Source organism: Micromonospora rifamycinica, from assembly GCF_900090265.1.
In the GTDB taxonomy this organism is placed as follows: domain Bacteria; phylum Actinomycetota; class Actinomycetes; order Mycobacteriales; family Micromonosporaceae; genus Micromonospora; species Micromonospora rifamycinica.
Window position 1 is genome coordinate 6,209,864 of sequence record NZ_LT607752.1, and the last position, 13,143, is coordinate 6,223,006.

Here is a 13,143-nt window from a genome sequence, read left to right on the forward strand (position 1 = left end):
GCCCGGTGCACATCACGGGTGCACCGGGCGCTCGACGGGCGGGTGGGACGGGGTCGCGGCCCTGGCCGGGAGCGGGGGGCCGGACCGGGGTCGCGGCCGCCCGCCGGCGCGGGCCGGAGGGGTTACGGGCGTTCGGTGTGCGCGCCGAGGTTGGCCAGCTTGGCCTCGAAGTCCTCGTAGCCCCGGTTGATCAGGTCGACGCCGTACACCCGGGAGGTGCCCTCGGCGGCGAGCGCCGCGATCAGGTGGCTGAACCCGGCCCGCAGGTCCGGGATGACCAGGTCGGCGGCGTGCAGCTTGCTCGGCCCGGCGATCACCGCGGAGTGCTTGAAGTTGCGGCGGCCGAACCGGCACGGGGTGCCGCCGAGGCAGTCCCGGTAGACCTGGATGTTGGCGCCCATGGTGTTCAGCGCGTCGGTGTAGCCCAGCCGCTGCTCGTAGACCGTCTCGTGGACGATCGACAGGCCCCGGGCCTGGGTCAGCGCCACCACGAGGGGCTGCTGCCAGTCGGTCATGAAGCCGGGGTGCACGTCGGTCTCCAGCGCCACCGCGTTCAGCTCACCGCCCGGGTGCCAGAACCGGATGCCGCCCTCCTGGCCCGGGTCGCCGAGCTTCGGCGGGCGGGCGTCGGTGACCTCGTACTCGCCGCCGACGGAGCGGAAGATGTTGAGGAAGGTCATCATGTCGGCCTGCTGCGCGCCGAGCACCTCGACGTGGCCCCGGGTGGCCAGCGCCGCCGCGGCCCAGCTCGCCGCCTCGATCCGGTCCGGGATCGGCCGGTGGGTGTAGCCGTGCAGCTTCTTGACACCCTGGATCTCGATCACCCGGTCGGTGTGCACCTTGATGATCGCGCCCATCTTCTGCAGGATGCAGATCAGGTCGATGATCTCGGGTTCGACGGCGGCGTTGCGCAGCTCGGTGACGCCCTCGGCCATCACGGCGGTCAGCAGCACCTGCTCGGTCGCGCCGACGCTCGGGTACGGCAGGGCGAACTTGGTGCCGTGCAGCCCGTTCGGCGCCGACAGGTGCAGACCCTCGGGGCTCTTCTCCACCGTCGCGCCGAACTCGCGCAGCGCCTGGAGGTGGAAGTCGATCGGGCGGGGGCCGATGTGGCAGCCGCCGAGGTCGGGGATGAAGGCGTGACCGAGCCGGTGCAGCAGCGGGCCGCAGAACAGGATCGGGATCCGGCTGGATCCGGCGTGCACGTTGATCTGGTCGGTGCTGGCGCTCTCGACGTTGGACGGGTCGAAGACCAGCTCGCCGTCCTCGGTGCCGTCGGTGACCTTCACCCCGTGCAGGCCGAGCAGCCCGCGGACCACCTCGACGTCACGGATCTTGGGGACGTCGAACAGCCGGCTGGGCGAGTCGCCCAGCAGGGCCGCGACCATCGCCTTGGAGACCAGGTTCTTCGCGCCGCGCACGCGGATCCGCCCTTCGAGCGGAGTACCTCCGTGTACGACCAGGACGTCGTCCGTCAACGCAACCTCCAGCGCGTGTCGGGTGGTGCCAGGTGGAGTCGATGATGGGGCATGCTGTCCAGCCGCCCGGTACGGGCTGTCCAGCTACCCGCTGGGGGGCCGACAGCAAACGGCCCCCGTGGTACGTCGCCCCGGCAGCATAGCCCTCCGTGACGAGATGCGAATCGGTCACCGCACCGGCGCGGGAACGAACCGGCGAATCTGGTACGTTCCCGTACCTTATCGATGACCGTACGTGATCAGGTGGCGGCGGGCGGCGGGGTGTCGGCGGCCGGCAGCGCGAGCATCTGGTCCAGCGCCACCCGGGCGTGGTGCGCGGTCTCCGCGTCGACGGTGATCTGGTTGACCACCCGGCCGGCGACCAGCTCCTCCAGCGCCCAGACCAGGTGCGGCAGGTCGATCCGGTTCATCGTGGAGCAGTAGCAGACCGCCTTGTCCAGGAACATGATCTGCTTGTCCGGGTGGGCCAGCGCCAGCCGGCGGACCAGGTTCAGCTCGGTGCCGACCGCCCACGCCGAGCCGGCCGGTGCCGCCTCGATCGCCTTGATGATGTATTCCGTCGAGCCGACCTGGTCGGCGGCGGTGACCACCTCGTGCCGGCACTCCGGGTGCACCAGCACGGTGACCCCGGGCACCCGGGCCCGGACGTCGTGCACGCTGTCCAGGGTGAACCGGCCGTGCACCGAACAGTGCCCCCGCCACAGGATCATCTTCGCGTCGCGGACCTGCTCGGCGGTGAGCCCGCCGTTCGGCTTGTGCGGGTCGTAGAGCACGCAGTCGTCCAGCGAGTAGCCCATCTCCAGCACCGCCGTGTTGCGGCCCAGGTGCTGGTCGGGCAGGAACAGCACCTTGGACCCCTGCGCGTAGGCCCAGTCCAGCGCCCGCTTCGCGTTCGACGAGGTGCAGACCACGCCGCCGTTGCGGCCGACGAAGCCCTTGATGTCCGCCGAGGAGTTCATGTACGTCACCGGCACGGTGTCCGCCGCGACGCCCAGGTCGGTCAGCACCTCCCAGGCCCGTTCGACCTGCCCCAGCACCGCCATGTCGGCCATCGAGCAGCCGGCCGCCAGGTCGGGCAGGATCACCCGCTGCGCGTCGGTGGTGAGGATGTCGGCGCTCTCGGCCATGAAGTGCACGCCGCAGAAGACGATGTACTCCGCGTCCGGGCGGGCCGCCGCCTCCCGGGCCAGCTTGAACGAGTCGCCGGTGACGTCGGCGAACTGGATCACCTCGTCGCGCTGGTAGTGGTGACCGAGAACGAACACCCGCCTGCCCAGCGCGGCCTTCGCCGCCGCCGCACGGGCCACCAGGTCGGGGTCGCTCGGCGCCGGCAGGTCTCCCGGACACTCCACGCCACGCTCGGTGGCAGGGTCGCTACCGCGGCCGAGGAGCAGCAGCGCGGTCGCCGTGTTGGAGGGTTCCACCCAGGTCGAAGTCACGTCCTCATGGTCCCACAACGGGCCGTTCGCACGACCGCTGCCGGTGTGGGCTGCCACACTGCTCCGCGCCGATGTGGCCTGCCACACTCTGGGCATGCGCGTGCTGCTCTGCCCGGACAAGTTCGCCGGCACCCTTCAGGCCCCCGAGGTGGCGGCTGCCGTCGCCGCCGGCTGGCGGGCGGTGGACAGCACGGACGAGCTGCTCGTCCGCCCCCTGGCCGACGGCGGCCCGGGTTTCGTCACGGTGCTCGCCGGGGCGCTCGACGGCCACCGGATCCCGGTGCCGACGGTCGACCCGCTGGGCCGGCCCGTCACCGGTGAGATCCTGCTCACCGCCGACGGCACCGGCTACCTGGAGAGTGCCCAGGCGTGCGGGCTGCACCTGCTGGCTGCCGCCGAGCGTGATCCGAAGGCGACCACCTCGTACGGCCTCGGGGCGCTGGTCACCGCCGCCGTCGAGCACGGGGCCCGGACGGTGGTGATCGGGCTGGGCGGCTCCGGCACCAACGACGGCGGGGCCGGTCTGCTCGCCGCGCTCGGCGCGACCCCGCTCGACGACGCCGGCCGCGCCCTGCCGTACGGCGGAGCGGCGCTGGCCGCCGTCGCCGCCCTCGACGGGGTGCCCCGGCTGCGCGGGGCCACCCTGGTCGCCGCCACCGACGTGGACAACCCGCTGCTCGGTCTGCACGGCGCCAGCAGCGTCTACGGCCCGCAGAAGGGTGCCGACCGGGCCGACGTGCTGCTGCTCGACGCCGCGCTGGAGCGCTGGGCGACGGTGCTGGAGCGGGACCTGCCGGGCTGCCCGCCCGGCCTGGGCACGCTGCCCGGCGGGGGTGCCGCCGGCGGCCTCGGGGCGGCGGTGCTGGCCCTCGGCGGGCGCTGCGAATCCGGCATCGGCCTGGTCGGCCGGGCGATCGGCCTGGACGCCGCGCTGGACGACTGCGATCTGGTGATCACCGGGGAGGGGTCGTTCGACCACCAGTCGCTGCGCGGCAAGGTGGTCGCCGGGGTGGCCGGGGCGGCCCGCGACCGGGGCGTGCCGTGCGTGGTGCTGGCGGGCCGGGTGAGCACCGGCCGGCGGGAGGCCGCCTCGGCCGGGGTGACCGAGGCGTACAGCCTGGTGGAGCACTTCGGCGGCGAGGAGCGCGGCGGGGTGGCGGCGGCGATGGACCGGCCCGCCGAGGGGCTGCGGGCGCTCGGTGCCCGCCTGGCCCGGCAGTGGAGCCGCTGACCGGGTGGCCGGGCGGGGTGGCCGCGAGCCGTCCGGCGGTGGCCGGGCCGGGTGGCCGGGAGCCGTCCGGCGGTGGCCGGGCCGGGTGGCCGGGAGCCGTCGGGCGGTGGCCGGGAGTCGTCTGGTGGGTGGCCGGCGGGGCGGGCCGGGGCGGCGATCACGCCAGCCGGGTGGTGCCGGCCGGGGCGGCGTACCATCGGAGCTGGACCACACCGGGAATCACTGGCCGTCGCGTGCTGTTGGCCAGGGTGTCCGGACCCATACCGCGCAGGGAGATTTCCACGTGACCACGCCAGCGCAGACCGACTCGACCGAGGCTCAGGCCCCTACTTCCGTCGTCCTCACCGACGTCGCGGCGCAGAAGGTCAAGGCCCTGATCGAGCAGGAGGGCCGCGACGACCTGCGGCTCCGGGTCGCGGTGCAGCCGGGTGGCTGCTCCGGCCTGCGGTACCAGCTCTTCTTCGACGAGCGTTCGCTCGACGGTGACGTCGTCACCGACTTCGACGGCGTAGGCGTCGTGGTCGACCGGATGAGCGCCCCCTACCTGGCCGGGGCGACCATCGACTTCGCCGACCGGATCGACGCCCAGGGTTTCACCATCGACAACCCCAACGCGGGCAGCTCCTGCGCCTGCGGCGACTCGTTCAGCTGAGTCGCGACCCGTCGCGCCCGACGGGGCCGTCCCGACCCGGGCCGGCCCCGTCGTCGCGTCCGGGCCGGCTGTCGGGTCCGGGCCGGCATGTCACCTGTGGGCCGGCTGTCGGCTTGTCGGGTGCGGGCCGGCTGACATCTGCCGGGTCGGCTGTTGTGTGTGCGGAGTTCGGCTGTGTCGGGTGCGGGCTGGCTGTCGCGGCCGGCTCGGCGGCCGACCGGCGGGTGACGAACGGATGACCAGGTGGTGGCCGGTGCTCGTCCGACCCTCGTCCGTCGCTTGAGAGTGACCGGTAGGCTGACCCGCGCCGTGCTCCCGACCCCGAGGGTTGACATGAAGATCGCCGTGACCGGTTCGATCGCGACCGACCATCTGATGAGCTTTCCCGGCCGCTTCGCCGACCAGCTCATCGCCGACCAGTTGCACAAGGTCTCGCTCTCCTTCCTGGTGGACGACCTGGTGCTGCGCCGGGGCGGGGTGGCCGCCAACATCGCGTTCGGCATGGGGCAGCTCGGGCTGAGCCCCATCCTGCTCGGCGCGGTGGGCGCCGACTTCGCCGACTACCGTTCCTGGCTGGAGCGGCACGGCGTGGACTGCGACTCGGTGCACGTCAGCGAGGTGGCCCACACCGCCCGCTTCGTCTGCACCACCGACACCGACATGTGCCAGATCGCCTCGTTCTACGCGGGGGCGATGAGCGAGGCCCGCAACATCGAGCTGGCCCCCGTCGCGGACCGGCTCGGCGGCCTGGACCTGGTCCTGGTCAGCGCGAACGACCCGGAGGCGATGCTCCGCCACTCGGCCGAGTGCCGGGATCGGGGCTACGCCTTCGTCGCCGACCCGTCGCAGCAGCTCGCCCGGATGGACGGCGCGGACGTGGTCGCGCTGATCGACGGGGCCGAGTACCTGATGACCAACGACTACGAGAAGTCGCTGCTGCAGAGCAAGGCCGGGCTGACCGACGCCCAGCTCCTGGAGCGGGTGAAGGTCCGGGTCACCACCCTCGGCAAGGACGGCGTGGAGATCGCCACCCGGGCCGGGGAGCCGTTCCGGGTGCCGATCGTCCGGGACGCGCGGGCCGTCGACCCGACCGGGGTCGGCGACGGCTTCCGGGCCGGTTTCTTCGCCGCCCTGTCCTGGGGCCTCGGGCTGGAACGTGCCGCCCAGGTCGGTTCGCTGCTGGCCGCGCTGGTCCTGGAGACCGTCGGCACCCAGGAGTACGACGTGCGCCGCGACGTGTTCGTCAAGCGGCTGGCCGACTCGTACGGGGACGACGCCGCCGAGGATGTCCGGCCGCACCTGGTGCCATGACGCAGTCGCTGGTCGTGTTCGCCGGTCTGCCGGGGGTGGGTAAGAGCACCCTCGCCGGGCAGGTCGGCGTCTCGCTGGGCGCCCCGGTGCTGCCGGTCGACCCGATCGAGCGGGCGCTGGCCCGGCACGGGCTGACCGGTCACGGGGCGGCCCTGGCCGGGTACGACGCGCTGGCCGGGCTGGCCGGGGTTCAGCTCGGGCTGGGCACCAGCGTGGTGGTCGACGCGGTCAACCCGGTGGCCGGTGCCCGGGAGCTCTGGTTCGACCTGGCCGCGCGGGCTGGGGTGCCGCTGCGGCTGATCGAGGTGTACTGCGGTGACGAGGCGGAGTGGCGTCGCCGGGTGGAGGCCCGGCACGCCGCGGACCCGCTCGCCCCGACCTGGGAGCAGACCGGACGGCGCGGCACGGAGTACGAACCGCTGGTCGGCCCCCGGCTGGTCGTGGACACCACCATCGCGATCGACCCGCTCCCGGCCATCCTGCGTTACCTGGCCTGATCCCGCGCGTCAGGCGTCGCCTGCCCTGACCGGGGAAGCGTGTCGGGCGGCGGTCAACGGATGGACCCCGCAGCCCACCCTGACCCCCGTCCTGAACTGGCTCATCACCGCCCTGACCCACCACCCCACCCCCTAACCCCGCTCCCCACCCACCCCTTCCCCACATCCGCCCCGGTGATCAAGAGGTTGACGTCAAGTTAGTGATCAACTTTGACGTCAACCTCTTGATCAACGGGGCGCAGCGGTGGGGCGAGGAGGCGGGGGTGGGGGTGCGGGGTGGTCAGATCGGCGTAGGTAGGACGACCTCCAGGCGCGCCGACCTACTCCCTGATCAGCGCGCGACTCGGCCGGCAAGAGGGTGACCTAACGCAGCCCCCCGTCCCTGTCCCTGTCCCACCCGCCCCTGTCGATCATGGAGTTATGGCGCCTGTGAAACGGTCGATATACCGCATAATCGACCACCATAACTCCATGATCGACGGGGCGGGAGGGGACGGGGCGGGAGGGGGCGGGGTTGGGGTGAGGTGGGGGGCGGGGACGGGCGGGGCAGTGGGACGGGGAGCGGGGCGGGGTGGTGAGCGGGGGAGAGTGAGGGGGTGGGGAGGGGTGGGTCAGTGGGTGCGGCGGATGTCGTAGGCGGGGCCGTCGGGGGTGGTGGCGACGAACTCCTGGGCGCGCATCCGGCACCAGGCGGGGATGTCGACGGCGGCGGCCGGATCGTCGGCGAGTACCCGGAGGACCGTGCCGACGGGCAGCTCGGGCAGCCGGCGGGCCAGCGCGATCACCGGCAGCGGGCAGCGCTGCCCCCGACAGTCCAGCACCTCCACCGCTGCGGCCCCCTCGTCGCTGGCCCCGGGCGGGCGGTCCATGGCGGTGGCCCTGTCGTCGCCCGCCCTGCTCGGCGGGCCGTCGTGCCTGGTCGGGGTGGTCGCAGGCCTACCACCCGGGCCGTCGTGCCTGGTCGGGGTGGTCGCAGGCCTACCACCCGGGCCGTCGTGCCTGGTCGGGGTGGTCACAGGCCCACCACCCGGGCCGTCGTGCCCGATCGGGGTGGTCACAGGCCCACCACGCCGGCGTCGGCGCGCAGGTCGGCGACGATCCCGGGCAGCTCGGTGAGGAAGCGCTCGACGTCGGCCTCGGTGGTGTCCCGGTGCAGCGAGACCCGGACGTTGCCGTGCGAGAGCACCCCCATCGCCTCCAGCACGTGCGACGGGCGCAGCGTCGAGGAGGTGCAGGAGGAGCCGGAGGAGACGGCGAAGCCGCGCCGGTCCAGCGCATGCAGCAGCGCCTCGCCGTCGACGTACAGGCAGGAGAAGGTGACCAGGTGGGGGAGCCGGTCGACCGGGTCGCCGACCACCTCCACGTCCGGTACGTCGGCGGCGACCCGGGCGCGGATCCGGTCGACCAGCGGGGTCAGCCGGGCCGCCTCGGTCGCCGCGTCGGCCGCCGCCGCGCGCAGGCTCGCCGCCGCCGCGACCACCGCCGGCAGGTTCACCACCCCGGGGGTACGCCCGAACTCCCGCTCGTCGGCCGGCCACGGCGACTCCCAGCGGGTGCCCTTGCGGACCACCAGCAGTCCCACGCCGGGTGGGCCGCCCCACTTGTGCGCGCTGGCGGTCAGCACCGACCAGCCGGACGGCACCGGAACCCGGCCGACCAGTTGGGCCGCGTCCACGTAGAGCGGTACCCCGGCGGCGGCGCAGACGGCGGCGGCCCCGGCGACCGGCTGGGCGGTGCCCACCTCGTGGCTGGCCCCGATCAGCGCCGCCAGCGCCACCCCGGGTGAGTGCACCGCCGCCGACCAGGCGGCCTCGTCGAGCCGGCCGAGCCGGTCCACCGGTACGGAGGTCGCGGTGCCGCCGGCCGCGACGTGCCGCTCGGCGGCGTGCAGCACCGCCGAGTGTTCGATCGCGGAGTGCACCAGCGTCGCCCCGCTGCGCCGCCGGCCGGCGAGGCCACCGAGCACGGCGGAGTGCGCGGCGTGCGTACCGCTGGGGGTGAAGGAGAGCTCGTCGGGGCGGACGCCGAGGGTGGCGGCGGTGGCCTCGCGCGCCGCGTCGAGGAGCTGGGCCGCCCGGCGGGCTCGGCCGTAGAGCCGGGCGGGGTCGGCCCAGCCGTCGTCGAGGGCGGCCAGCAGCGCCTGCCGGGCGACCGGATGCAGTGGCGCGGCGGTGGCGGCGTCCAGGTAGACCGGGTGGGCACTCACGAAAGATGACGCTATCGCGTCGGGATGGCCAAGATCCCCCCGATGGGGTCGGACAGCGACCCCAACACGGTCGCGCCCGCCATGGTCGAGTAATCTGCGACCGTCGGTGACGCCTTTGCCGTCGGTGCTGTTGGAAAGCCCCACCGCGGCGCGCTAGGGAGGCAGGACCAGGTGGTCGCAAGGAGTTCGGAGGTACGGCCGTCGGCCGTACGGCACAGCGCTTCCCCCGGAGCCGGTGAGCGTCGGCGGCGTGGTGCTGGCCGGCTCGCCGGGCTCGGCCTCGGCGGAGCTGCGCTGCTGGTTCTGCTCACCGGGTGTGACGTCGGCCGCTCCGTCGACGGCTTCGGCTGGCCGCAGGGCGGCATCACCCCCGAGTCGCACCGGATGTACGACCTGTGGATCGCCTCCTGCATCGCCGCCCTGGCGGTCGGTGTCTTCGTCTGGGGCCTGATCTTCTGGTGTGTGGTGCGCTACCGCAAGCGCGGCAACGAGCTGCCGGTGCAGACCCGCTACAACCTGCCGATGGAGTTCCTCTACACCATCGCGCCGATCCTGATCGTCTCGGTGCTCTTCTACTACACGGCGGTGGTCCAGACCGACGTGGTGCGTACGACGAAGAACCCCGACGTCGTCGTCGAGGTCGTCGCCGTCAAGTGGAACTGGCAGTTCAACTACCGCGACGGCCAGGGCCCCGAGGCCAACACCGTGGCGTCGGTGCTGGGCACCAGCGAGGTCATCCCGGTGCTGGTGCTGCCGACCGGCCGGTCCATCCGGTTCGAGGAGACCAGCCGCGACGTCATCCACTCCTTCTGGGTGCCGGAGCTGCTGTTCAAGCGCGACGTGATGCCCGGCAAGATCCGTAACGTCTTCGAGGTCTCCAAGCTGGAGACCGAGGGCGCGTTCGTGGGCCGCTGCGCCGAGCTGTGCGGCAGCTACCACGCCTTCATGAACTTCGAGCTGCGGGTGGTCTCCCCGGAGGCGTACGACCAGTTCCTGGCGGCCAAGCGGGACGGCAAGTCGACGCAGGAGGCGCTGACCGCCATCGGTCAGGACCCGTACGCGAAGACCACCCAGCCGTTCGACACCCGGCGGACGAAGGACAACTTCAACCCGGACGACGCGTCCGCGAGCGCGGGAAACTGAGGTATCCGGCATGAAGACCGAGTGGCGTATCTTCCTGATCATCGCCGCGTTCCTGCTCGGCGCGACGGTCCTCTACGGTGCCTGGACGTACGGCGACTCCGGCGGCCAGGTCGAGTGGGTCGGCACGGTGGCCCTGCTGCTGTCCTTCCTGCTCTGCGCGATGTGCGGTGGCTTCTTCTGGTTCGTCTCCCGCCGCATCGACCTGCGCCCGGAGGACCGGCCGGACGGCGAGATCGCCGACGGCGCGGGCGAGATCGGCTTCTTCAGCCCCGGCAGCTACTGGCCGTTCGGCCTGGCGCTGGCCGCCGCGATCGCCGGCCTCGGCCTGGTGTTCTGGCAGTTCTGGCTGCTCGGCCTGGGCCTGGTGCTGGTCATCTTCGCCGCCTGCGGCCTGCTCTTCGAGTACTACTCCGGTACCCGGCGCACCGCCGAGCACTGACCCACCGGCCCGGCCTGCTGCGAGCCTGCTCGCCGCGCCCGGCACCGACCCGATCACCCGACCGGCCCGCCTCCCCACCTGGGAGGCGGGCCGGTCGTCGTTGCCTGCTGCCGTCATTGCCCCGCTTCCGCTGCTTCCGCCGCTGCTCTGCTGCCCGGCTGCGCCGCTGCCCCGCTGCGGTCTGCTGCGTGCCCTCTGCCGTGCAGCCGTCTGCCGTGCAGCCGTCTGCCGTGCGGCCGTCGGCCGTCTGCCGTCGGCCGTCTGCCGTGCGGCCGTCGGCCGTCTGCCGTGCGGCCGTCGGCTGCCGTCGTCGCGGATGATCGACTCCAAAGGGCCGAAGTAGCGGTCTTCCCGGCACTTGATACCGCTGTTTCGGCTCAGGTGAGTGGATCAGGCAGGCGTGGTGGATGAGTGGATCAGGAAGGCGTGGTGGGTTAGGCGGGCTCGGGCCAGACAGGTCCCTGGTCGGTCCAGGTGACACCCTTGTTGCGGCACAGGCAGAAGGGGTGACCGACCGGGTCGGTGTAGACCCGCCACCCGTAGCCGTCGGGGCCGACGAAGTCATGCTTCAGGGTCGCGCCGAGGGCCAGGACGCGACGCTCCTCGGCCTCGATGTCATCGACCTCGAAGTCGAGGTGGAACTGTTTGGGGTGCTCGCCGTCGGGCCACTGCGGGGCGCGGTACTCCGACACCCTGATGAAGGCCAGCTCGATCTCGCCGAACCGGATACCGGCCCAGTCCTCGTTGCTGCCCTCCTTGACCGGGCGATCCGTCACTGCGGAGTAGAAGGCCGCCAGCGTCATCGTGTCCGGGCAGTCGATGATGAAATCCGTGAGTCGGAGCATCCGGTGATCCTGTCACGCAGCTCAGCGGCCGGAGTCCGGGGCAGGCCGGAGTTCGGGGCAGGCCGGAGTTCGGGGCAGGGTCGGGGCGGTATTCAGCCGGGGGAGCCGGCGGTGCCCCAGTCGGATTCAGGCCGCGTGACGACCGGCTGGCGACCGGCGGCGGCGGTCGGCCAGGCGGGTGGGCTGGAAGGCGAAGGTCGCGATCAGCACCGCCGCACCACAGCCGGTGCAGGCCAGCTCGGGGCAGTCGGTGCCGTGGCCGTCGGGGCACGGCGGCACCTCGAACAGCTGAACGCTCTCGCAGGTGTCGCAGTAGAACTCGCGGTCCGACACGGGCGTCCCCTCTCGCTCCGGAAACCGCCGATGGACAGTGCCGCCATCACCGGAAACAGAAAACTACTCTCATGTAGTTTCCCACGCCCGGGTGACAATTCCCCGCCGCCCCGCCGCCCCGCCGCCCCGCCGCCCCGCCGCCCCGCCGCCCCGCCGCCCCGCCGCCCCGCCGCCCCGCCGAAACCTCTTGGTCACCGCCGTCGCCCCACGGTTGAGGCGGTGATCAAGAGGTTTTGGTCACGTCGGCGCGGTCTGCTGACCGAAGGCTCTTGATCACCGGGGCGGGGCGACCGGCGGGGCAGGGCGGGGCGACCGGCGGGGCGGGGCGGGGCGGGGCGACCGGCGGGGCAGGGCGGGGCGACAGTGGGGCGGCGGCCTGCGGGTCATGCCGGTATCCGGGCAGCCCGCGCCACGGCATCCCGGCGGGGCTGGCCGGTCCGAGGGCCGGGGATGGTCGGGCGCGGGAGGGACGGCTGGGGCTCAGAGGGAGCGGGCGACCTCGATCCACCGCTCCAGGGTGGCCGCTGCCGCCCCCGAGTCGACGGACTCCGCGGCGCGGGCCATGCCGGCGCGTACCGCCTGGGTGAGGTCACCGTCCAGCGGGGTCTGGGTGGCCAGCGCGACGGCCGCGTTGACCAGGACGGCGTCGCGTACCGGACCGGTCTCGCCGGCCAGCAGCCGGCGGGCCACGGCGGCGTTGTGCGCGGCGTCACCGCCCCGCAGGTCGGCCAGGGTGGCCCGGGGCACCCCGAGGTCGGCCGCGTCCAGCACGGCCTCCCGGACGGCGCCCCCCTGGGCCACCCAGACCCGGGTGGGCGCGGCGGTGGTGAACTCGTCCAGGCCGTCCTCGCCGCGCATCACGATCACCGAGTCGCCCCGGCGGGCGAAGACCTCGGCCATCACCGGGGCCATCCGGGCGTCGAAGCAGCCGACCGCCCCGGCCCGCGGCCGGGCCGGGTTGGTCAACGGGCCGAGGAAGTTGAACGCGGTCGGCACGCCGATCTCCCGCCGGACCGGACCGGTGTGCCGCATGCTGGGGTGGAACCGGGCCGCGAAGCAGAAGCCGATCCCGGCCTCGGCCACGCACCGGGCCACCTGCTCCGGGCCGAGATCCAGCGGTACGCCGAAGTGCTCCAGCAGGTCGGCGGTGCCGCACAGCGAGGAGGCGGCACGGTTGCCGTGCTTCACCACCCGTACGCCCGCGCCGGCCACCACCAGCGCGGTCATCGTCGAGATGTTGACCGTGTGGGCGAGGTCACCGCCGGTGCCGACCACGTCGACCGCGGTCCGGCGCAGCTCCTCCGGCAGGGTGACCGGGACCGAGTTGTCGAACATCGCCTCGACCAGGCCGGCCAGCTCGGCAGGGGTCTCGCCCTTGGCGCGCAGCGCGACCGCGAAACCGGCGATCTGCGCCGGGGTGGCGGCACCGGCCATGATCTCGTTCATCGCCCAGGCGGTGTCGGCGGTGGACAGCTCGTTGCCGCGCAACAGCGCGTTGAGCAGGTGCGGCCAGGTCCGTTCGCCCATGCTGGGCCTCCCGAGCGGCGTGGGGTGTGATGGACGGGAGGC

Annotated in this window: 13 protein-coding genes; 6 read left to right on the top strand and 7 right to left on the bottom strand. The window is 73.2% G+C overall.

Translation table 11 applies throughout. The annotated features are described in order from the left end of the window. Nucleotides 1-122 precede the first annotated feature (122 nt). Both murA and nadA read right to left on the bottom strand, forming a co-directional pair. Entirely contained in the window at nucleotides 123-1,478 is a 1,356-nt protein-coding gene (murA, locus tag GA0070623_RS26335) for a UDP-N-acetylglucosamine 1-carboxyvinyltransferase (protein ID WP_067314219.1), read from the bottom strand. 239 nt (nucleotides 1,479-1,717) lie between these two features. Continuing rightward, nucleotides 1,718-2,917: a quinolinate synthase NadA gene (nadA, locus tag GA0070623_RS26340; protein ID WP_067314217.1), complete on the bottom strand. Its 1,200-nt coding sequence runs from the start codon at nucleotides 2,915-2,917 to the stop codon at nucleotides 1,718-1,720. 94 nt (nucleotides 2,918-3,011) lie between these two features. On the opposite strand from nadA, the gene GA0070623_RS26345 reads away from it, so the two are divergent. The 4 genes from GA0070623_RS26345 to GA0070623_RS26360 all read left to right on the top strand — a co-directional run bounded on the left by GA0070623_RS26345 (nucleotide 3,012) and on the right by GA0070623_RS26360 (nucleotide 6,608). After that, nucleotides 3,012-4,148 carry a glycerate kinase family protein gene (locus tag GA0070623_RS26345; protein WP_067314215.1) on the top strand — a complete coding sequence of 379 codons (1,137 nt, stop codon included), beginning with the start codon at nucleotides 3,012-3,014 and terminating at the stop codon, nucleotides 4,146-4,148. Between the two features lie 283 nt (nucleotides 4,149-4,431). Further along, nucleotides 4,432-4,800, top strand: coding sequence for an iron-sulfur cluster insertion protein ErpA (gene erpA, locus GA0070623_RS26350; RefSeq protein ID WP_067314213.1), 369 nt, complete (start codon nucleotides 4,432-4,434; stop codon nucleotides 4,798-4,800). A 333-nt stretch (nucleotides 4,801-5,133) separates the two neighbouring features. Next, nucleotides 5,134-6,111, top strand: coding sequence for a carbohydrate kinase family protein (locus GA0070623_RS26355; protein WP_067314211.1), 978 nt, complete (start codon nucleotides 5,134-5,136; stop codon nucleotides 6,109-6,111). Further along, entirely contained in the window at nucleotides 6,108-6,608 is a 501-nt protein-coding gene (locus GA0070623_RS26360) for an AAA family ATPase (RefSeq protein WP_067314209.1), read from the top strand. The genes GA0070623_RS26355 and GA0070623_RS26360 overlap by 4 nt, the downstream gene beginning before the upstream one ends. A gap of 611 nt (nucleotides 6,609-7,219) precedes the next feature. On the opposite strand, the gene GA0070623_RS26365 is transcribed toward GA0070623_RS26360, so the two are convergent. Together GA0070623_RS26365 and GA0070623_RS26370 are read right to left on the bottom strand one after the other, a co-directional pair. Next, a complete protein-coding gene (locus GA0070623_RS26365) occupies nucleotides 7,220-7,477 on the bottom strand; it encodes a sulfurtransferase TusA family protein (RefSeq protein WP_089004189.1) in 258 nt (85 codons plus the stop codon). A gap of 185 nt (nucleotides 7,478-7,662) precedes the next feature. Continuing rightward, the gene (locus GA0070623_RS26370; protein WP_067315624.1) at nucleotides 7,663-8,814 is read right to left on the bottom strand and encodes a cysteine desulfurase family protein; all 1,152 of its coding nucleotides are present in this window, start codon (nucleotides 8,812-8,814) and stop codon (nucleotides 7,663-7,665) included. A gap of 171 nt (nucleotides 8,815-8,985) precedes the next feature. Here GA0070623_RS26370 and ctaC point away from each other — a divergent pair, with 171 nt between their 5' ends. Beyond that, nucleotides 8,986-9,957 (top strand): aa3-type cytochrome oxidase subunit II, encoded by a 972-nt coding sequence (ctaC, locus tag GA0070623_RS26375; RefSeq protein WP_067315628.1) that lies wholly within the window; start codon nucleotides 8,986-8,988, stop codon nucleotides 9,955-9,957. A gap of 10 nt (nucleotides 9,958-9,967) precedes the next feature. Continuing rightward, a complete protein-coding gene (locus GA0070623_RS26380) occupies nucleotides 9,968-10,396 on the top strand; it encodes a cytochrome c oxidase subunit 4 (RefSeq protein WP_067315631.1) in 429 nt (142 codons plus the stop codon). A gap of 434 nt (nucleotides 10,397-10,830) precedes the next feature. Here the strand turns inward: GA0070623_RS26380 and GA0070623_RS26385 are convergent, their stop codons facing one another. The 3 genes from GA0070623_RS26385 to trpD all read right to left on the bottom strand — a co-directional run bounded on the left by GA0070623_RS26385 (nucleotide 10,831) and on the right by trpD (nucleotide 13,101). Beyond that, nucleotides 10,831-11,241: a VOC family protein gene (locus GA0070623_RS26385; RefSeq protein WP_067315635.1), complete on the bottom strand. Its 411-nt coding sequence runs from the start codon at nucleotides 11,239-11,241 to the stop codon at nucleotides 10,831-10,833. 126 nt (nucleotides 11,242-11,367) lie between these two features. Then, nucleotides 11,368-11,574 (bottom strand): hypothetical protein, encoded by a 207-nt coding sequence (locus GA0070623_RS26390; protein ID WP_067315638.1) that lies wholly within the window; start codon nucleotides 11,572-11,574, stop codon nucleotides 11,368-11,370. A gap of 480 nt (nucleotides 11,575-12,054) precedes the next feature. Then, nucleotides 12,055-13,101: an anthranilate phosphoribosyltransferase gene (gene trpD, locus GA0070623_RS26395; RefSeq protein ID WP_067314696.1), complete on the bottom strand. Its 1,047-nt coding sequence runs from the start codon at nucleotides 13,099-13,101 to the stop codon at nucleotides 12,055-12,057. Nucleotides 13,102-13,143: the final 42 nt, after the last annotated feature.